Source organism: Streptomyces sp. NBC_00876 (assembly GCF_045207435.1).
In the GTDB taxonomy this organism is placed as follows: domain Bacteria; phylum Actinomycetota; class Actinomycetes; order Streptomycetales; family Streptomycetaceae; genus Streptomyces.
In genome coordinates this window covers 5,076,651-5,094,347 of record NZ_CP108800.1, presented here as the reverse complement: position 1 = coordinate 5,094,347, position 17,697 = coordinate 5,076,651, and the positions used below count along the sequence as shown (strand labels likewise).

Below are 17,697 nucleotides of genomic sequence, written 5' to 3'. Positions count from 1 at the left end.
CTAACTTTCGCGGGCAGAAAACCGGGCCGAACCCGGGTCGAACTGTTCAGGCGGTACGACGTGCGACTTGTCCAGGTGGGCCGGCCGGACCGATCAGCCCGACCGGTCCGCTCAGGCGACCGGCCTGGCCGAGGCGTAGAACCCGGACCAGATCCGGTGCCCGGCCGGGAAGCCCAGCGACGTCAAGGTGTTGGCGAGCATGCCGTACGCAAGGAAGGTGGTGGCCTCGTTGGCGTCGGCGCCGAGCGAGAGCTTGACCGAGTCGAACAGCTCCATCCACCCGGCACGCACCGACTCGCCGAACTCGTGGTCCCCGGCGGCCTCCGCGGCGGCGACAGCCGCGTACGTCTGCATCTGCATCAGCAGCTTGTCGGCATCCACGGCGATCAGCCGCTGATAGGCCTTGGCCATGGAGTGCAGGGCCTCTTCGCCCTCGAGCCCCTCGGCCGCCTCCTCGAAGACCTGCCGGGTCTCGACGAGGCAGCGCTCGGCGGCGGCGAGGAACATCGCCTGCTTGTTGGGGAAGAGGCGGAAGAGATAGGGCTGCGAGACACCCACACGCCTGGCGATCGCCTCGGTGGAGGTGGCGCTGTATCCACCGCGGGCGAACTCGATGACCGCCGCACGGATGACGCTCTCGCGTCGCTCATCTGCACTCATCCTTGCCATGCCACTAAGTTAGTACTCAATCACTAACTTAGTCAAGCGGGGCGCCTCCCCCGCCCACGAGTAAGGGGCACGGCCCCTTGGACCGTGCCCCTTACTCCGTACTCAACGACCTCAGCCGAGCTGCACCACGGCCCGGGACATGCCCAGCACCTTCTTGTCGCCGCTCATGACCGTCAGGTCGACCCGCACCCGCCTGTCGTCCAGCAGGGCGGCCACCTTCGCGCTGACGTCGATCAGCGCGCCCTTGTCGTCATTGGGCACGACGACCGGCTTGGTGAACCGGACCCCGTACTCGACGACCGAGCCCGGATCCCCGGTCCAGTCCGTGACCACGCGGATCGCCTCGGCCATGGTGAACATGCCGTGCGCGATCACATCCGGCAGGCCGACCTCACGCGCGAACTTCTCGTTCCAGTGGATCGGGTTGAAGTCGCCCGAGGCGCCCGCGTACTGCACGAGGGCCGCCCGGGTCACCGGGAAGGACTGCGCCGGCAGCTCCGTACCGATCTCGACCGAGTCGTAACTCACCTTCGCCGTCATCACGCCTCCTCGGCGGCACGCGCCACCAGCTTCGTCCACGCCGTCACGACATGCTCGCCGGACTCGTCGTGGACCTCGCCGCGGACGTCCAGGATGTCGTTGCCCGCCATGGACTTGACGGCCTCGATCGTCGAGGTGACCGTCAGCCGGTCCCCCGCCCGCACCGGACGGACGTACACGAACTTCTGGTCGCCGTGCACCACCCGGCTGTAGTCCAGGCCCAGCTGAGGGTCCTGGATGACCTGCCCCGCGGCCTTGAAGGTGATCGAGAACACGAATGTCGGCGGGGCGATCACATCACTGTGACCGAGCGCCCTGGCCGCCTCGGGATCGACGTACGCGGGATTGGCGTCGCCCACCGCCTCGGCGAACTCTCGGATCTTCTCCCGGCCGACCTCGTAAGGCGCGGTGGGCGGATAGGTCCGCCCCACGAAGGACTGGTCGAGCGCCATGAGCTCGCAACCTCCTGATGAAAGACGAATGGGCCGATGTGCGGCCCAGTACAACGACACGCCTATACAACGACACGAGGCCGCCCCCAGAGGGGACGGCCTCGTGTACGAGCCTGATTCAGCGCGTTTCGCGGTGCGCAGTGTGCGAGTTGCAGCGCGGGCAATGCTTCTTCATCTCAAGACGGTCCGGGTTGTTACGCCGGTTCTTCTTGGTGATGTAGTTCCGCTCCTTGCACTCCACGCAGGCCAGCGTGATCTTCGGGCGGACGTCGGTGGCAGCCACGTGAGTGCTCCTTGGACGGACGGTGGACGGATGAACGCAAAAAAAAGAGTAGCCGATCGGAGGACCGACCCCACAATCGGCTACTGTTAGTAGCGGTGACCGGACTTGAACCGGTGACACAGCGATTATGAGCCGCTTGCTCTACCGACTGAGCTACACCGCTTTGATGATGAGTCTCCCCGCCGAAGCGGGGATTCCCGATCACCAGAGCCCCAATGCGGAATCGAACCGCAGACCTTCTCCTTACCATGGAGACGCTCTACCGACTGAGCTATTGGGGCGAGCGATGAAGACATTACACGGTCGATCGCCCCAGCCCAAATCCGTTTCGAAGCCCCATCCCGAGCCCTTGATCGGCACCGCTCCGATCCCTTGATCAGCCGCTCGCACGGCCCTTGATCAGCGGTCCTTCCGGCACCTGATCCACGGGCCCCGAAGGCTCGATCAGAAGTCCGGCCGGCAGTACCGCCGGTCCCCGGCCGGCCGCCCTGCGGCCTCCTCCCCCACCCCGGCCCCCGGCCTGCGCCGGAGCCCCGCACGCCACGGAACCGCACCGGTACGACTATTTCGCTCCTCCTCGAACCTGACCGGACACACCCCTAGGCTCGACTCACTCTGCGTGATCTTGTCCCCCTCCCAGGAGCACGATGCCCGACAGCCAGCCGCGGCAGCCAGACGACCACGCGGCCGACACCACCAGCAGCCCGGAGAGCTCCGCGCTGACACTGTGCGGGGCCCGTCTCACCGACGGCCGCATCGTGGACGTACAGCTCTGCGGCAGCCGCATCGAAGCCGTCGGCACCGCCGGCAGCCTCACCGCGCCCGGCCCGCGCGTGGACCTGCGCGGCCATCTCCTGCTCCCCGCACCCGCCGAACCGCACGCCCACAGCGACACCGCGCTCACCGCCGACAGCCCGGACCACAGCACCCCGGGACCCGCCTCACAGCGCCCCGAAGACATCCAGCGACGCGCCACCGAGGCGGCGTTGCTCCAACTCGGCCACGGCGCGACCGCGCTGCGCTCACACGTCCGGATCGGCGACATACAGGGCCTCGCGGCCCTCGAAGCCGTCCTGCAGGCACGACGCTCACTGCGCGGGCTCGCCGACCTGACCCCGGTGGCCGTCCCCCGGCTGCTCACCGGCGTCGCCGGAGCCGGCAACCTGGCCATGCTCCGCGACGCGGTGAAGATGGGCGCCGGAGCGGTCGGCGGCCGCCCCGGCCTCGACCCGGACCCGGCGGGGTACGTGGAGGCCGTCCTGGAGGTCGCCGCCGAGCACGGCTGCCCCGTCGATCTGCACACGGACGGTGACGATCCCGCCCGGCTGGCCCGGTTCGCCGCCATGGCGGGCGGAATGCGGCAGGAGGTCACCATCGGCCCCTGCGGCGGCCTCTCCCGGCTCCCCCGCGAGACCGCCGCCCGCGCCGCCGACCAGCTCGCCGCGGCCGGTGTGAGCGTGATCTGCCTCCCCCAGGGCGGCTGCTGCGCGGCGGAGCACCGGTCCACGGCCCCCGTACGGCTGCTGCGCGCGGCCGGGGTACGGGTCGCGGCGGGCAGCGGCGCACTGCGGGACCTGGCCAACCCGGTGGGCCGCGGCGACCCGCTCGAAGCCGCCTTCCTGCTGGCCTCGCAGAGCGGACTGCGGCCCGAGCACGCCTACGAGGCGGTGTCCACGGAAGCCAGGCGCGCCATGGGGCTGCCCGAGGTACGGGTCGAGGCCGGCTTCCCGGCCGAACTCCTCGCCGTACGCGGGGAACAGCTCTCCGGGGTGCTCTCGCTGGCGTACAGCCGGATCGTGGTGCACCGGGGCCGGGTGGTCGCCCGGACCAGCGCGGTACGCGAGTACTGCGACTCGGAGACGGGCGGCGGGCCCGGACTGCCCCGCCAGGGGCGGCCCGATCCCGGCACCGGCGGCGGGCCCTGAGCGCGCCGCGGCACGCCCCGGCGTACCGTCGTGACCATGCGCATTGTCATCGCAGGTGGACATGGTCAGATCGCGCTGCGGCTGGAGCGTCTGCTCGCCGCACGCGGGGATGAGGCCGCAGGCATCATCCGCAATCCCGGGCAGAGCGAGGACCTCCGGGCGGTGGGCGCCGAACCCGTCGTCCTGGACCTCGAATCGGCCACCGTGGAGGAGACCGCGGAGGTGCTGCGCGGCGCCGACGCGGCGGTCTTCGCGGCCGGCGCGGGCCCCGACAGCGGCACGGGCCGCAAGGACACGGTGGACCGCGGAGCCGCCGTTCTCTTCGCGGACGCGGCGGAACGGGCGGGGGTGCGGCGTCATGTCGTGGTCTCGTCCATGGGCGCCGACCCCGACCACCCCGGCGACGAGGTGTTCGACGTGTACCTGCGGGCCAAGGGCGCGGCGGACGCGTACGTGCGCTCGAGGCCGGCACTCGACTGGACGATCCTGCGCCCCGGCATGCTGACGAACGACGCGGGCACCGGCCAGGTCCTGCTCGCCTCGTCGACCGGGCGCGGCCCGGTGCCGCGCGACGACGTGGCGGCGGCGCTCCTGGAGCTGGTGGACACCCCGGCGACGGCGGGGCTGACGCTGGAGCTGATCTCGGGCAATGTGCCGCTGTCGGTCGCGGTGAAGGACATCGCGGGGAACTGACGTCGCGCCGGCCGGACGGCGGGGCGGGGTGCGATCAGTCGCCCGTCGCGGGGCGGACGGTGATGCCGTGCCGTTCCAGCAGGGCCGCCGTGACGCCGTCGCCCGCGCGCAGCGAGCCGGTGAACGTACCGTCATGGACCGTTCCCCGCCCGCACGAAGGGCTGCGGGCCATCAGCAGCGCCTCGGTGCAGCCCGCACCCTGCGCCGCCGCCAGCGCCCGCCCGGCGCCGTCCATGAACGCCTCGGTCACATCGTGTCCGGTGTCGTCCACGACGCGCGCCCGGCCGTCCAGCACGTCGTGCCCGTCCCCGCCGACGATCTCGGCGGGACGCCGGGGCGTGGGCAGTCCCGCGGCGACCTCGGGGCAGAAGGCCACGGGCCGGCGGTCGCCGAGGGCCGCGGTCATCTCCGCCGAGGCCTTGCCCCGTCCGTCGAACCGGCAGGGCACGCCCCGCAGACACGCGCTGACCAGTACGGATTCCATGTTCACACCCCTCTTCACGGCACAACGTCACGGCACAACAGAGAAGGCCCCCGTCCAGAGGACGGGGGCCTTGCTATGTGGCGGCGCCAGGGTTCGAACCTGGGTAGGCTGAGCCGGCAGATTTACAGCGGGCTCCCCCCGGTACGTCTGAGCTGCGGTTTCTCCGCCGGTGGGTGCTCTTGGGGCACACCTGGGGGAAAGCGCGGACCGAGAGGCCGCACGCTCGGCTGGCCAGCAACCAGAAATCCCGTCGCCCGTCTCGTGCCGACGGAGAACAATGCCGGGCATGGGCACAGACATTCACGGCTTCATCGAGTGCCGCTGGGATCGCTGGCTGGACGAGGACGATCGCGTTTGGTTCCAGGTCATCGACCTCGCGCATCTCTACAACGGGCGTGACTACGCTGCCTTCGGGTCCCTGTTCGGTGTCCGCGACACCGCCTCATTCCGCGCACTTGCCGATCATCGAGGCATCCCTCATGACGTGTCGAAAGAGGTCCTCGCTGACTTCGAGCCCTGGAGTGACGAGCTGCACGGCGAGTCCTGGATCTCCTGGGCAGAGCTGGCAGCCGCCGACTGGGACGAAGTCTCGAACGAGGTCGACGGCTGTGTTCACGAGTTCCGCCGGAGCTCTGACGGCACTTGGAAGATGCACGGACGGAACTCCAGCCTCACCCGCTTTGCCGAACTCTCCGGCCTCACCGATGCCCGGCAGCTCTACTCCGCGGGCAGCGTCTTTCCCGAGAACACCGAGTGGCCGGACGGCGACCGACTCTTCCGCGTCGGCCGCCTGCGGCGAAAGGACGCCGTACCCGACAGCGAATGGGGCGCCGTCTGGTCGGTGATGCGGACGCTGGCGAACCTGCACGGCGACGAGGGAGTGCGCCTGGTCGTCTGGTTCGACGGCTGACTCCACCAGAACTCAGCCCAGCAGCCGACTGTGCCAAGAGATCGGCCAAGGCCCAACTGGGCCCTAGACCGATCGTCCCTGCCATGCGCCAGTAGCCCGAGCGGCTCACTGCCCCAGTGGCGTACTTGCGGTATGAGGCCAGGCGGGCACCATTCATGGCACACATCGCTGTCCAGCTCGGTCTGCCGAACAGGCAGCGTTGTCCCCACCACAGACTGATTTCCGCCGCCCAAGCAGACGAATCAGCCAACTCTGCCAAAAAGGAGACGGTTGACGACGAACATCAGGGCCCGCTCCACCGCCGGAGGGGAGCATCAATCCGTCACCAACACGGTCACGCCGCATACCCCGAGAAGGGCCCTCACTCATGCTGGATGAAGCAGCCATTGCCATCACCACCGGTGCCGCCAGCAACGTCATCGCCTACCTTGCCCAGGGGCGTGCCGACGCCATTCGCAACCGGGTTTCGGCGATCTTCCGGCACGGGGGTGCTGGTCAAGAGGACGAAGCCCTGGTGGCCCTGGCCAATGACACTGCGGCACTGTCCCAACGCAGGATCAATCAGGCCGAGGCAACAGCGCGGTGGGCCGGTCTGTTCACTGCGGCCCTGGCCGCTCACCCCAGCGCCCGGCCCGACATTGAAGTCCTGGCTTCTACGCCTCCCCCGGTGAAGACGGTGAGTATCGGGTCCCAGCACAACCACGGCAGCGGTACGTTCGTTGGCGGCGACAACCACGGCAGCATCCAGTCCGGCCGTCAGAGTCAGCAGTGACGGACGAGGAATCAGGCGGGCCCGAACGGAAAATCGTCGAGCAGCACAACCACGGATCCGGTGCCTTCGTAGGCCGGGATAATCACGGCGAGATCCGTGTGGAGATGCTCGACGCGCAGACGAAGACCTACCTGCGTGAGATGTCTAAGGAGGCCCCTGGGCTGGCCAGGCTTCTCCGTAAGGCCGTTCGCGACGGAGCGATCTCGCCAGACATCGCGGATGCTCTCGTGATGGCGGCACGGAACATCAACGAAGACGTCGCCAACGCCCTGCGGGACGCATCGCGCAGTATCAACCCAGACGTCGCCCACCTGCTCTCAGACGCCGGCAGCAACATCAACGAAGACGTCGCCAGGCGTGTGGCTCAGGCTGCCGAGGACCTGACCGTGGCGTCCAGACGGCTGGCCCCCGACGACCTGGCCAAGGTCATCAGCAGGTTCGAGGAAGGCTTGGCAACTCTGGAACGCCTGACGAGGACCTTCGACGGCCTTCAGGACTTGCCCAGAGAGATCGAGCGGCTCCAAAATCCGGACCGGCCCTTCGGCCGGCTTGAGCAGATCGGAACCGTGTTGAGCAGCGCGGCTGAGCGGATTGAAGCCACAGTGACACCGCCGCCGCCGCGCCTCATCGTCGACAGGAAAGCGCAGCTCAGCGCGTTCGGGTGGGGCCTCGCCATCGGGGCGGTGTTCATCTTCTACCTCTCGCATAGGTGACCTAGCCCCGTAACGACTTGCGCGGTCGATGATGCTGCCTGCTACCCCAGCCAGAAGCCTGCAAGCATCAGACGCGGCTGATACCCAGTCCGCGTACTCGCGGCGCCCCCTGCGAGCGGAGAACCTGGCCTGCCGGCTTTGCGGGGGGCTACATTCGACCCCTCCCACCAGCTACTTCTCTGATCGCAGGCGCCCCTGGGCACGCCAGGGGAGGACGCCGCCAGCAACCAAACAGCAGCCGCGGAGACCCCACGCGCCGTGCCTGCCCCGGCATCCATGGCCGTAGCAGAGCAGCGTCATCACCCTGCGGGCTCTCGGCGCCGGCACCCTTGACTGCCTCCCGACGACGCGCGGGCCATCAGAGCGAGGTCATCACAAGACCGCCATTGTCAGACCCCTGGTCGATACTTGTAGTCGATCCGCAGAAGAAGCCACGGAAACCCACAATGGGAAATAGCGGACATTGCACTTTTTGATGGGTAAGCGATGCACAAGGGAGGGATCTACTCGTAGCCTGGGGGGATGCTGAAGCGAAAGCTGGTCTTCTACCGCTGGGCCTCCGTGGCCAGTCGGAACACGTTCGAGCCGTCAGTGGTTGCGGAGCGTTTGGCGCAAGAGATTGCGGCCGATCGCGAGTATCAGATGGTGGAAAAGGACGGCGTGATCACCGCCGTGGAAGTAGTCGACGCAGGAGGGGGAAGGGAGCCCGCTAAGTTCCGCGTACTTTCCCTTCGTGGCGTAGAAGACCGGCCCTTCAAATGGGATCCAAATTCTTCAATTGGCCCACTCTCCCTACTTGCCGACGAATACCCGGCGGATGCCACCCACGTATCCATCTGGCCTGACGGGTACTGCGCACACGACATGGGTAGGTACTCGCCGAGGGTATCGCGACTTTCATTCTTCCTGCGACAGCGAATGCTGGAGTACGTTCAGTTCGACCCACTTTATAACGAGGACGCCTTTCGTCGCCTAGAGGAAATGAAGGGGCAATTCCGTTCGTTCGATCTCGCGATGACGAAGCCTGAGTACGCCACACGCGATCGAGGCACTTTCGGCAGACTATGGCCTGCAGTTGCCGGTGAGGAACTCCCCTCGGTGCGCGTGACTTTGGGGATGGGGCGCTACGGCCCGAAGGACAGGTTCATCGATCAAGATCTTGAGGATGAGCTGCTTGAGCTAGCAGCCAACGCGAGCGACCTACTAACCGGAATGGTCGTGCGCGGGCGGAACAGAAGGACCAACCGAGCCGACCAGGTCAATCTATTGACGGAGCGCCTGGCCGCCGAGGTGGAGCTGCCGCATCGGACTGACATCCCCTCGGCTCCTCGCGTGGATTCTGTCTTCTTCGAACTAGATCAGGCATACAAGGACTTCAGGCAGAGGGGGGTCTTCGAGGCCACGTCGACTGCGGAGCTGATGCACAAAGAGTAGGGATTCGAGACGCGGGGGCAGGCATGTCTAAGATCATGGAAAAGGCAAACCGAAACTGGTGGGTGTTCCCCATCCTGGCTTTTACATGTGCACTGACGTGCCTCCTGGCCAGCGCCGCACTAGGAGGTCCACGACTAATGTCGGGATTGGACCGCGACCTACGAAAAGATATCTACTCATCCCTGACGGGTTCGTCTAGCGGCCTCCTAGGTTTCGCTCTGGCAGCAGTTGCGATTCTGTCCGCGTTCGCGCCGAAAGTCGATGCACAAGGAACTAATCGCCGCAAGGAAAGGGAAATGGCCGAGGCGCGCAGCGACATCGCAAAATGCCTGCTCGTGACCAGCCTTTTCCTTATGGTTCTTTTGGTTGTGTCGACGATTGGGATCGGGGTAGATGCAGAGAAGGGCGGAAATCGCCTAATCTCATCCTTGATCCTCTCCGCAGCATTCTCCAGCTTGGTCGGCCTGTTGATTTCCGGATTGGGTGTGACTTTGTCAATCCTTGAAAGGAACGCCCAAGCGCAGCAATCGCCCAGGTAATTACGCGGGGCAAGGAGCGTTCTTACCGGCAATTCTAATTAAAGGCAGGACTTCACCGCGATGAGTCTGGGCTCAGCCAGGCGTTCCCATATCGGGCTTCACGAGTCGACTCGTGAAGCCTGCGCTGCATAGCCGCTCGTACGCTTCCACAACATCCACTGGGACCGACTGGCTGATCATGAAGCCCTGCTGCGGGTAGTCCAACAGGCGTTGAAGAGCACCGACAAGCATGTCGAACACCAGGTGAGCATTTCCAATTGAGTCGATGTACGTGCCATATGTAATCGGCATCGATGCGCTCACGATTTCCACCTCGGGCCACAAATTCCGTGCCGTCGCGTAGGCACGCCGTTCCTCGTACGGCTTACTGATCAACAGTACTGATGCGACGTGCACGCCGGTCTCTTCGAGCAGGCTCCTTGAGAATCGGATGTTCTCGCCGGTGTTCCGCGCTTTGGGCTCTACCAGCACAGCAGAGCTGGGAACCCCAAGCTCTAGCGCGCGCTCGCGGTAGTGCACCGCCTCTCCGCGCGGCATGCGCTCTCGCGTCGTCGCGCTCGTGGCCCCAGTGAAGACGATGAGCGGAGCCATGCCGCGCTTGTAGAGGTCGGCCGCGGTGTCGGCCACGCCCAAGTCGTGGCTGCCCAGGCCGATCGCCACTGAGCACGGCCGCAGCTCGTGGTGCATCTGGTGGTAGTCCCACAACACCCGTGCGTCTGCCCAAGACTGCTCCGAGATCACTGGTCCGCCTTTCCGTCCTGGGCCGAGTCGGGCACCTTGAAGTCGTACTCCCACGCGAAGCGGGATGCCGCGTGGACGCCGATCGCGAACTCGACCACCGTGGCGTCGGCCGTGAACGTGGTGCGGTGCAGCTCGACTACCCATTCGCCGGCGGACAGCTGCAGAAGCTTCGCTGTTCGCCCTGACCAGCAGGCCGGAGACGGCCGCTACGCCATCGCTTGGCTGACCATCAGCGCACCCCGCGGCGCAGTCCCGACCGCCACGAGCGTCTGTGCTTGTGGCCGCAACCGGTTTGCCGCCGGTCACCGCAAAGCCCTCGCTCTGGTCGAAGACCACACCCGCCACCGCGACCTCTGCCTGCTCCGCACCCACCAGGAAGGCGCCGCCGTATGAACGCCACACCCGGCACACCGCCGCTCGACGGCGCCGCTCTGCTCAACGAGGTGGAGACCTTTCACCGCCGGTTCAACGTCTTCCCCACCGAGGCCGCCTACGTCGCCGTCACCCTGTGGGACGCGCACGCGCACCTGGTGGAATGCTTCGAGACCACGCCCCGGATCGCCTTCCTCTCCCCCGAACCGGGTTCGGGGAAGTCCCGGGCGCTGGAGATCGTGGAACTCCTCACCCCCCGTCCGGTCAGCACGGTCTCGGCATCCGCGAACGCCCTGTACCGGCTGGTCGACTCCGCCGCCGGGCTGCCCACGGTGCTCTTCGACGAGGTGGACACCATCTTCGGACCGAAGGCCGGCGCGGACGAGGCGCTGCGCGGCTTCCTGAATGCCGGGTACCGGCGCATCGGCGGTGCCCTGCGGTGCGTGGGAGAGGGTTCCAACCAGAACGCGCAGGTCTTCGGCTCGTACTGCGCGGTCGCCATGGCCGGGCTCGGCTCGCTGCCGGACACGGTGCTGACCCGCTCGGTCATCGTCCGCATGCGCAAGCGCGCCCCGAACGAGCGGGTGGAGCCCTACCGGCAGCGCATCCACGAGAAGCAGGGCCACGAACTGCGCGACCAGCTCGTGGCGTGGGCCGACACCGTCCGCGACCAGGTCGCGGAAGCCTGGCCCGAGATGCCCGACGGAGTCACCGACCGACCAGCCGACGTGTGGGAGCCCCTCCTCGCCGTCGCCGACGCCGCCGGGGGCGACTGGCCCGCTCGGGCCCGTACCGCGTGCCTGGAGCTGATCAATGCCGCCCACGACAACGACGAGGCTTCCCTCGGAGTGCGGCTACTGACCGACCTCCGCGACCGGGTGTTCTGCGGCGCGGACCGCGTGCCCACCGCCGTCGTCCTCGAATGCCTCCTCGCCATGGACGACGCCCCGTGGGGAGACCTGGACGACAAGCCGATCAACTCCCGCGCCCTCGCCCGGTTGCTCGCCCAGTACGTCACCCCCGGCAACAAGCCCATCAAGCCGCGCGGCATCCGCACCCCGTCCGGCTTCCCCAAGGGCTACTACGCGGAAGACCTCACGGACGCCTGGACCCGGTACTGCCCTCCGTCCCCGGAGGAATCCGCCACGTCCGCCACATCCGCCACACCGCAGGTCAGCGGGGGTAAATCCGTGGCGGATACCGCCCCAGCCATCCGCCACACGTCTACAGAAGCCGCCACACCGCTCTTCCCGGTCGCGGGCTGAGACCCAGCGTCGCCAGGTGCCGCCACACCCGGGAGTGGCGGCACCTATCCGCCACAGAAGCGCTATCCGCCACAAACGCAGGCCTCTGACCTGCGGTGTGGCGGCGTGGCGGACGTGGCGGATCCCCCAGAGCAAGAGACCACGCGCTCAAAGAGGAGTCGCACCATGGCCAGCCCGCAGATGCTCAAGCTCCCCGAAGTCCTCGCCGAACTCGCCATGAGCCGAGCCGCCTTCTACCGCATGCGTGCCCGCGGCAAGGCGCCCAAGCTCATCAAGCTCCCCAACGGCCAGCTCCGCGTGCGCCGGGCCGACCTCGACGCATGGTGGCGCGACCTCGAAGCGTCCGCCGCCTGAACACCCACTCCCCCGCTAGAAGCCCGAGGGCCCGCCGGACCGGCGGGCCCTCGGCCTGTTCCAGGAGAAACATGCCCCTCACGTACGACGTGCGCCTCTACTCGATCGAGGTGCGGCGGGATCGGCCCAAGCCCTACCGTCTGCGGTGACTGGTCGGACAACGCAAGCATTCAAAGAGCTACCAGCTCAAGGCCCAAGCCGATGGCCGGCGCTCGGAGCTGATGGCCGCCGTCCGGCGCGGTGAGCAGTTCGACGAGGAGAAGGGCCTGCCGACCTCCGAGCTTCGAGCTCTCCAAGGCTCGATCACCTGGTACGCACACACCCGCGCCTACATCGACCGCAAGTGGGCCGCGGCGCCGGCCAAGTCCCGGAAGAACTACGCGGACGCCCTGGCCACCATCACCCCGGCGCTCGTGAAATCGGCTGCTGGGAAGCCGGACGCGGCACTGCTCCGGCGGGCGCTCTACGGCTGGGCGTACAACCGCAACCGGTGGAACGAGGAGCCGCCGGCGGACGTGGCCCAGGCATTGAAGTGGCTGGACAAGAACTCTCTGCCGGTGTCCGCGCTCGAAGACGCGGCCACGGTCCGCCTGGCGCTGGACGCCTTGGGGCTCAAGATCGACGGAAAGCCCGCAGCGCCGCGCAACGCCCGCCGTAAGTGCGCATGCCTGAGCGACGTCCTGGGCCTGGCCGTCGAAGAGCGGTACTTCACCATGCCCGTGAACCCGCTGACGACCGTGAAGTGGACCGCGCCGAAGTCCGCCGAGGAAGTCGACCCGCAGAGCGTCGCGAACCCGCGCCAGGCGCGCTCCTTGCTCCAGGGGGTCCGCGAGCAAGGGCCCCGAGGCGAACACCTCGAAGCATTCTTCGGCTGCCTGTACTACGCGGCCATGCGGCCGGCAGAAGCGACGGCCCTCCGCGACTCGCAGTGCCACCTGCCCGAGACGGGCTGGGGCGCGCTCACGCTCCGCGAGGGCGCGGTACGGGCCGGCCGGAACTGGACCGACGACGGGGAGGCGCACGAGATGCGGCACCTGAAGGCGCGGGCGGTCAAGGACTCGCGGCCCGTGCCGATCCCGCCGCACTTCGTACGCCTGCTGCGTCAGCACATCGCCACGTACGGCGTCGCCCCGGACGGTCGGCTGTTCCGGACGAACCGCGGTGGGCTGCTCCAGGAGACCGGGTACGGAGAGGTCTGGGCGCGGGCCCGGAAAGAGGTGCTGACCGAGCAGGAACACGCGTCGCTCCTCGCCCGTCGCCCGTATGACCTACGTCACGCGGGGGTCTCCTTCTGGCTGAGCTCGGGTGTGGACCCATGGAGTGCGCGCGGCGGGCCGGCCACACCATCGCCGTCCTCTTCCGCGTCTACGCCAAGGTGCTCGCGCAGACGCAGCAGCGGGCCAACGACCGGATCGACGAAGCCCTGCGGGAGTGGAACGAGCCGGAGTGAGCCCCGCCCCCCGGGGGACGGGTGGGGGACACGCCCTGATCAGGGGTGGGATTCAGGTGAGACAGCGTGAGATACGGGGGCCGATCGGCGCGCTCCGCTGTCACACTTACACCCATGCAGAAACCCCGCCTGACCTGTGGTTTAAGCAGGTCAGACGGGGTTTCTCGTCCAGTGGCGGCGCCAGGGTTCGAACCTGGGTAGGCTGAGCCGGCAGATTTACAGTCTGCTCCCTTTGGCCACTCGGGCACACCGCCAAGGGATGCTGCCGTGAAACCCCGCCTTGCGGCGGCGCTCTGTGGCAACGACGTAAACGATACCTGATGCCCAGGGGTGCTATGCCACTGGATTGACCAGCGGCCCGGACGGGCGCGGGTGGCTAGGCTTGGTCGGCGGCGCGGTGCCCGCGGGTCCGCAGCCGCCCCTGGGCATTTCCATTCCAGCACCCCCGATACAAGGAGCCACACGTCATGGCCGACTCCAGTTTCGACATCGTCTCGAAGGTCGAGCGGCAGGAGGTCGACAACGCCCTCAACCAGGCCGCCAAGGAGATCTCCACGCGTTACGACTTCAAGGGCACGGGAGCCTCGATCTCCTGGTCCGGCGAGAAGATCCTGATGGAGGCGAACGGCGAGGAGCGCGTGAAGGCGATCCTCGACATCTTCCAGTCCAAGCTGATCAAGCGTGGCATCTCGCTGAAGTCGCTGGACTCGGGCGAGCCGCAGCTGTCCGGCAAGGAGTACAAGCTCTGGTCCACGATCGAGGAAGGCATCTCCCAGGAGAACGCCAAGAAGGTCGCGAAGATCATTCGCGATGAGGGCCCCAAGGGCGTCAAGGCGCTGGTCCAGGGCGACGAGCTGCGGGTCAGCTCGAAGAGCCGGGACGACCTCCAGGCCGTGCAGGCGCTGCTCAAGGGGCAGGACTTCGACTTCGACGTGCAGTTCGCGAACTACCGGTAGGACGCGATCGTCCGGCGCGGGGCGGAACGTCTCGTTCCGCGCCCGGATGCCATGTCCGAATACCGCCGGTCGTGGCGGTTCCGGCGACGCAGACTGGTCCGTGACGGCCGGTGATCCGGCCGGCCTGCGGACGAGGAGAGGGACGAGTCATGACCATGTACGCGACGGTCGACAGCCCGCTGGGTGAGCTGCTGCTGGTCGGCGAGGAGGCTGCGGGACCCGTCGGTACCGCCGCGGGGGTCGCACTCGTCTCGCTCTCCCTGCCGGGGCAGAAGGGTGCGGCGGTCGTCCAGGACGACTGGGTCCACGCGCCCTCGGCGTTCGAGGGGATCGCCGCGCAGCTGCGGGAGTACTTCGAGGGCCGCCGGACCCGCTTCGAGCTCGTGTACGCGGACGGCCCGGGCACGGACTTCCAGCGCCGGGTCTGGGCCGCGCTGGACGGCGTTCCGTACGGCGAGACGGTGTCCTACGGGCAGATCGCCGAGCGCGTCGGTTCGAGCGGCGCGGGGGTGCGGGCCGTGGGCACGGCCATCGGACGCAACCCGCTGCTGGTCGTACGGCCGTGCCACCGGGTGATCGGGGCGGACGGGGCGCTGCGGGGTTACGCGGGCGGCCTGGAGCGCAAGGAGCGCCTTCTGGGGCTCGAGCGCGCGCCGGCCGCGAGCTGATGAGCGGTCTCTTCCCGCGACCGCGGACCGTGGTCGCGCCGGGCGCCGTCCATGTGCCGGACTGGTTGTCCCCCGGCCGGCAGCAGAAGCTGGTGGCGGCGTGCCGCGAGTGGGCGCGCGGGCCCGTTCCGCTGCGGCACACGGCGTTGCCGGGCGGCGGGGTGATGTCCGTACGGACCGTGTGTCTGGGGTGGCACTGGCAGCCGTACCGCTATTCGCGTACGGCGGACGATGTGAACGGTGCGCAGGTCGCCCCGTTTCCCGAATGGCTCGCGGAGCTGGGCCGGGCGGCGCTGGCCGAGGCGTACGGGACGCGGAGCCCGGTCGGCACGTACGCGCCGGACACCGCGCTGATCAATTTCTACGACGGCGAGGCGCGCATGGGCATGCACCAGGACAAGGAGGAGCGGTCCGGCGCCCCCGTGGTGTCGCTCAGCATCGGCGACACCTGTGTCTTCCGCTTCGGCAATACGGAGAACCGGGGGCGGCCCTACACGGATGTAGAGCTGTCCTCCGGGGACCTGTTCGTCTTCGGCGGGCCGTCGCGTTACGCGTACCACGGGGTGCCGAGGGTCCGGCCGGGAACAGCGGATCCCGGGACGGGGATGAGCGGTGGACGGCTCAACCTGACCCTGCGTGAGACCGGGCTGGGCGGCCGGACCGACGGGCGTCCGTGACGTTCGCGGGAGGTGCCGGCAGGCGGCCGATGGGCAGCCGGCCGGCGATCAGCGGTCAGTGGTCAGCGGCGTTCGCGGGAGTTCCCGAACAGCAGCCGGTAGCCGATCAGCAGGACGAGTGAACCGCCGATGGCCGAGACCCAGGTCGCCGGGTCGAAGAAGTCCTGGTTGTCGATCGTGCGGTCCAGGAAGCGCGTCGCTATCCAGCCGCCGATGAAGGCGCCGACGATCCCGATGAGGGTGGTGCCCACGAGGCCGCCGGGGTCGCGGCCCGGCAACAGGATCTTGGCGATGACGCCCGCGACAAGTCCAAGAAAGATCCAGCCAATGATGATCATGCGTGTGAACCTACCCGTCACTCGGTCTTGGAATCCAAGACGTTCGTGCCGGTCGGGCGGTTGCGGAGCACCGGGTGCGAACCCGCCGTACTCCGCTCGCCGCCCGGTTCCGCTACCAGCCGGCGAACTCGTCGTCGGTGCTGACGATCTCCTTGCCGAGAGGCATCAGCGAGACGGGGATCAGTTTGAAGTTGGCGATGCCCAGCGGGATTCCGATGATGGTGAGGCACAGGACGATGCCGGTGGTGATGTGACCGAGCGCCAGCCACCAGCCGGCGAGGACGAGCCAGAGCACGTTGCCGATGCAGGAGGGCGCGCCGGCGTCGTGGCGGTCGACGACGCGGTGGCCGAAGGGCCACAGGGCGTAGAGGCCGATGCGGAAGGCCGCGAGGCCGAACGGGATGCCGATGATCGTGATGCAGAGCAGGAGTCCTGCGGCCAGGTAGCCGAGGAACATCCAGAATCCGCACAGGATCAGCCAAATGACGTTCAGAATTGTCTTCACGGGCGATGACCTGCCATCTGCTCGAGTCGGGCGATGCGCTCCGCCATCGGCGGGTGGGTCGAGAACATCCTGGACATGCCCTGCCCGGGGCGGAACGGGTTCGCGATCATCATGTGGCTCGCGGTCTCGATGCGCGGCTCGGGGGGCAGCGGAAGCTGTTTGGTGCCGGCGTCCAGCTTCCGCAGGGCGCCGGCCAGGGCGAGCGGGTCGCCGGTCAGCTGGGCGCCCGAGGCGTCCGCCTGGTACTCGCGGGAGCGGCTGACGGCCAGTTGGATCACGGACGCGGCGAGCGGGCCCAGGATCATGATCAGCAGCATGCCGAGGATGCCGGGGCCCTCGTCGTCGTTCGAGCGGCCGATCGGGATCAGCCAGGCGAAGTTGACCAGGAACATGACGACGGAGGCGAGCGCTCCGGCGACGGACGAGATCAGGATGTCGCGGTTGTAGACATGGCTGAGCTCGTGGCCAAGGACGCCGCGCAGTTCCCGTTCGTCCAGGATCTGGAGGATGCCCTCGGTGCAGCAGACCGCGGCGTTGCGCGGGTTGCGGCCGGTCGCGAAGGCGTTGGGGGCCTGCGTCGGCGAGATGTATAGCCGTGGCATGGGCTGCCGTGCCGCTGTGGAGAGCTCACGGACCATGCGGTAGAGCTGGGGCGCCTCGAACTCGCTCACCGGGCGGGCGCGCATGGCCCGCAGCGCCAGCTTGTCGCTGTTCCAGTACGCGTAGGCGTTGGTGGCGACGGCTACGAAGAGCGCGACGATGAGGCCCGTACGTCCGAAGAAGCTGCCGATGAGGATGATGAGTGCGGAAAGGCCGCCCAGAAGGGCGGCGGTTCTCAGCCCGTTGTGCCGGCGGTGCACGGTACGCCCTCCAAGTGGTGCAGCAGGGGAACCCTTGCTCTGTGGTGCTCCACTGCCCAGTGGAGCCTCCTGTACTGGTCAACGCCAGGCGAGGAGA

21 protein-coding genes, 3 tRNA genes and 2 pseudogenes are annotated in these 17,697 nt (G+C 67.8%); 13 read left to right on the top strand and 13 right to left on the bottom strand.

Going from position 1 to position 17,697, the window contains the following annotated elements; all coding sequences use genetic code 11:
• Positions 1-111: 111 nt before the first annotated feature.
• The 6 genes from OG782_RS22450 to OG782_RS22425 form a co-directional block, all read right to left on the bottom strand.
• Positions 112-660 (bottom strand): TetR/AcrR family transcriptional regulator, encoded by a 549-nt coding sequence (locus tag OG782_RS22450; protein WP_406453669.1) that lies wholly within the window; start codon positions 658-660, stop codon positions 112-114.
• Between the two features lie 120 nt (positions 661-780).
• Positions 781-1,209, bottom strand: a complete 429-nt coding sequence (locus OG782_RS22445) for a MaoC family dehydratase (protein WP_406453667.1) — start codon at positions 1,207-1,209, stop codon at positions 781-783.
• Positions 1,209-1,661 (bottom strand): MaoC family dehydratase N-terminal domain-containing protein, encoded by a 453-nt coding sequence (locus tag OG782_RS22440; RefSeq protein ID WP_406453665.1) that lies wholly within the window; start codon positions 1,659-1,661, stop codon positions 1,209-1,211. Before OG782_RS22440 ends, OG782_RS22445 begins: the two co-directional genes overlap by 1 nt.
• 118 nt (positions 1,662-1,779) lie before the next feature.
• Positions 1,780-1,944: a 50S ribosomal protein L33 gene (gene rpmG, locus OG782_RS22435; RefSeq protein WP_003956487.1), complete on the bottom strand. Its 165-nt coding sequence runs from the start codon at positions 1,942-1,944 to the stop codon at positions 1,780-1,782.
• 90 nt (positions 1,945-2,034) lie between these two features.
• Positions 2,035-2,107, bottom strand: a tRNA-Met gene (locus OG782_RS22430).
• A gap of 45 nt (positions 2,108-2,152) precedes the next feature.
• A tRNA-Thr gene (locus OG782_RS22425) sits at positions 2,153-2,225 on the bottom strand.
• 366 nt (positions 2,226-2,591) lie between these two features.
• Between OG782_RS22425 and OG782_RS22420 the strand changes: the two genes are divergently transcribed.
• Positions 2,592-3,869, top strand: coding sequence for an amidohydrolase family protein (locus OG782_RS22420; RefSeq protein ID WP_406453663.1), 1,278 nt, complete (start codon positions 2,592-2,594; stop codon positions 3,867-3,869).
• Positions 3,870-3,905: 36 nt separating this feature from the next.
• Positions 3,906-4,562, top strand: coding sequence for an SDR family oxidoreductase (locus OG782_RS22415; protein ID WP_406453661.1), 657 nt, complete (start codon positions 3,906-3,908; stop codon positions 4,560-4,562).
• A 34-nt stretch (positions 4,563-4,596) separates the two neighbouring features.
• Here the strand turns inward: OG782_RS22415 and OG782_RS22410 are convergent, their stop codons facing one another.
• Complete coding sequence (locus OG782_RS22410) at positions 4,597-5,046, bottom strand: DUF523 domain-containing protein (protein ID WP_406453660.1); 450 nt, start codon at positions 5,044-5,046, stop codon at positions 4,597-4,599.
• 286 nt (positions 5,047-5,332) lie between these two features.
• Here OG782_RS22410 and OG782_RS22405 point away from each other — a divergent pair, with 286 nt between their 5' ends.
• The 5 genes from OG782_RS22405 (at position 5,333) to OG782_RS22385 (ending at position 9,414) form a co-directional block, all read left to right on the top strand.
• Positions 5,333-5,956 carry a hypothetical protein gene (locus OG782_RS22405; RefSeq protein WP_406453658.1) on the top strand — a complete coding sequence of 208 codons (624 nt, stop codon included), beginning with the start codon at positions 5,333-5,335 and terminating at the stop codon, positions 5,954-5,956.
• Positions 5,957-6,323: 367 nt separating this feature from the next.
• Positions 6,324-6,728 (top strand): hypothetical protein, encoded by a 405-nt coding sequence (locus OG782_RS22400; protein ID WP_406453656.1) that lies wholly within the window; start codon positions 6,324-6,326, stop codon positions 6,726-6,728.
• Complete coding sequence (locus OG782_RS22395; RefSeq protein WP_406453654.1) at positions 6,725-7,441, top strand: hypothetical protein; 717 nt, start codon at positions 6,725-6,727, stop codon at positions 7,439-7,441. The genes OG782_RS22400 and OG782_RS22395 overlap by 4 nt, the downstream gene beginning before the upstream one ends.
• Positions 7,442-7,963: 522 nt before the next feature.
• Entirely contained in the window at positions 7,964-8,875 is a 912-nt protein-coding gene (locus tag OG782_RS22390) for a hypothetical protein (RefSeq protein ID WP_406453652.1), read from the top strand.
• Positions 8,876-9,012: 137 nt separating this feature from the next.
• Positions 9,013-9,414 (top strand): hypothetical protein, encoded by a 402-nt coding sequence (locus OG782_RS22385; protein ID WP_406453650.1) that lies wholly within the window; start codon positions 9,013-9,015, stop codon positions 9,412-9,414.
• A gap of 72 nt (positions 9,415-9,486) precedes the next feature.
• Here the strand turns inward: OG782_RS22385 and OG782_RS22380 are convergent, their stop codons facing one another.
• Together OG782_RS22380 and OG782_RS22375 are read right to left on the bottom strand one after the other, a co-directional pair.
• Positions 9,487-10,155, bottom strand: coding sequence for a YdcF family protein (locus tag OG782_RS22380; RefSeq protein ID WP_406453648.1), 669 nt, complete (start codon positions 10,153-10,155; stop codon positions 9,487-9,489).
• Positions 10,152-10,325 (bottom strand): annotated as a pseudogene (locus OG782_RS22375) (UTRA domain-containing protein); the annotation flags it as partial. The gene OG782_RS22380 and the pseudogene OG782_RS22375, both read right to left, overlap by 4 nt.
• Before the next feature lie 219 nt (positions 10,326-10,544).
• On the opposite strand from OG782_RS22375, the gene OG782_RS22370 reads away from it, so the two are divergent.
• From OG782_RS22370 to OG782_RS22360, 3 genes and pseudogenes are all read left to right on the top strand, one after another.
• A complete protein-coding gene (locus OG782_RS22370) occupies positions 10,545-11,792 on the top strand; it encodes a DUF3631 domain-containing protein (protein ID WP_406453646.1) in 1,248 nt (415 codons plus the stop codon).
• 165 nt (positions 11,793-11,957) lie between these two features.
• Complete coding sequence (locus tag OG782_RS22365; protein WP_329306504.1) at positions 11,958-12,146, top strand: helix-turn-helix domain-containing protein; 189 nt, start codon at positions 11,958-11,960, stop codon at positions 12,144-12,146.
• A gap of 71 nt (positions 12,147-12,217) precedes the next feature.
• Positions 12,218-13,596, top strand: a pseudogene (locus OG782_RS22360) (tyrosine-type recombinase/integrase).
• A 172-nt stretch (positions 13,597-13,768) separates the two neighbouring features.
• Here OG782_RS22360 and OG782_RS22355 read toward each other — a convergent pair.
• Positions 13,769-13,850 (bottom strand) — tRNA-Tyr (locus tag OG782_RS22355).
• Between the two features lie 213 nt (positions 13,851-14,063).
• On the opposite strand from OG782_RS22355, the gene OG782_RS22350 reads away from it, so the two are divergent.
• The 3 genes from OG782_RS22350 to OG782_RS22340 all read left to right on the top strand — a co-directional run bounded on the left by OG782_RS22350 (position 14,064) and on the right by OG782_RS22340 (position 15,897).
• The gene (locus OG782_RS22350; protein ID WP_406453643.1) at positions 14,064-14,552 is read left to right on the top strand and encodes a YajQ family cyclic di-GMP-binding protein; all 489 of its coding nucleotides are present in this window, start codon (positions 14,064-14,066) and stop codon (positions 14,550-14,552) included.
• Positions 14,553-14,701: 149 nt separating this feature from the next.
• Positions 14,702-15,220 (top strand): methylated-DNA--[protein]-cysteine S-methyltransferase, encoded by a 519-nt coding sequence (locus tag OG782_RS22345; protein ID WP_406453641.1) that lies wholly within the window; start codon positions 14,702-14,704, stop codon positions 15,218-15,220.
• Positions 15,220-15,897: an alpha-ketoglutarate-dependent dioxygenase AlkB family protein gene (locus OG782_RS22340; RefSeq protein WP_406453639.1), complete on the top strand. Its 678-nt coding sequence runs from the start codon at positions 15,220-15,222 to the stop codon at positions 15,895-15,897. Before OG782_RS22345 ends, OG782_RS22340 begins: the two co-directional genes overlap by 1 nt.
• Positions 15,898-15,959: 62 nt before the next feature.
• Here the strand turns inward: OG782_RS22340 and OG782_RS22335 are convergent, their stop codons facing one another.
• The 3 genes from OG782_RS22335 to htpX all read right to left on the bottom strand — a co-directional run bounded on the left by OG782_RS22335 (position 15,960) and on the right by htpX (position 17,600).
• Positions 15,960-16,235 (bottom strand): GlsB/YeaQ/YmgE family stress response membrane protein, encoded by a 276-nt coding sequence (locus tag OG782_RS22335; protein WP_406453637.1) that lies wholly within the window; start codon positions 16,233-16,235, stop codon positions 15,960-15,962.
• A gap of 112 nt (positions 16,236-16,347) precedes the next feature.
• Entirely contained in the window at positions 16,348-16,740 is a 393-nt protein-coding gene (locus OG782_RS22330) for a YccF domain-containing protein (RefSeq protein ID WP_406453635.1), read from the bottom strand.
• The gene (gene htpX / locus OG782_RS22325; protein ID WP_406453633.1) at positions 16,737-17,600 is read right to left on the bottom strand and encodes a zinc metalloprotease HtpX; all 864 of its coding nucleotides are present in this window, start codon (positions 17,598-17,600) and stop codon (positions 16,737-16,739) included. The genes OG782_RS22330 and htpX overlap by 4 nt, the downstream gene beginning before the upstream one ends.
• Positions 17,601-17,697 lie beyond the last annotated feature (97 nt).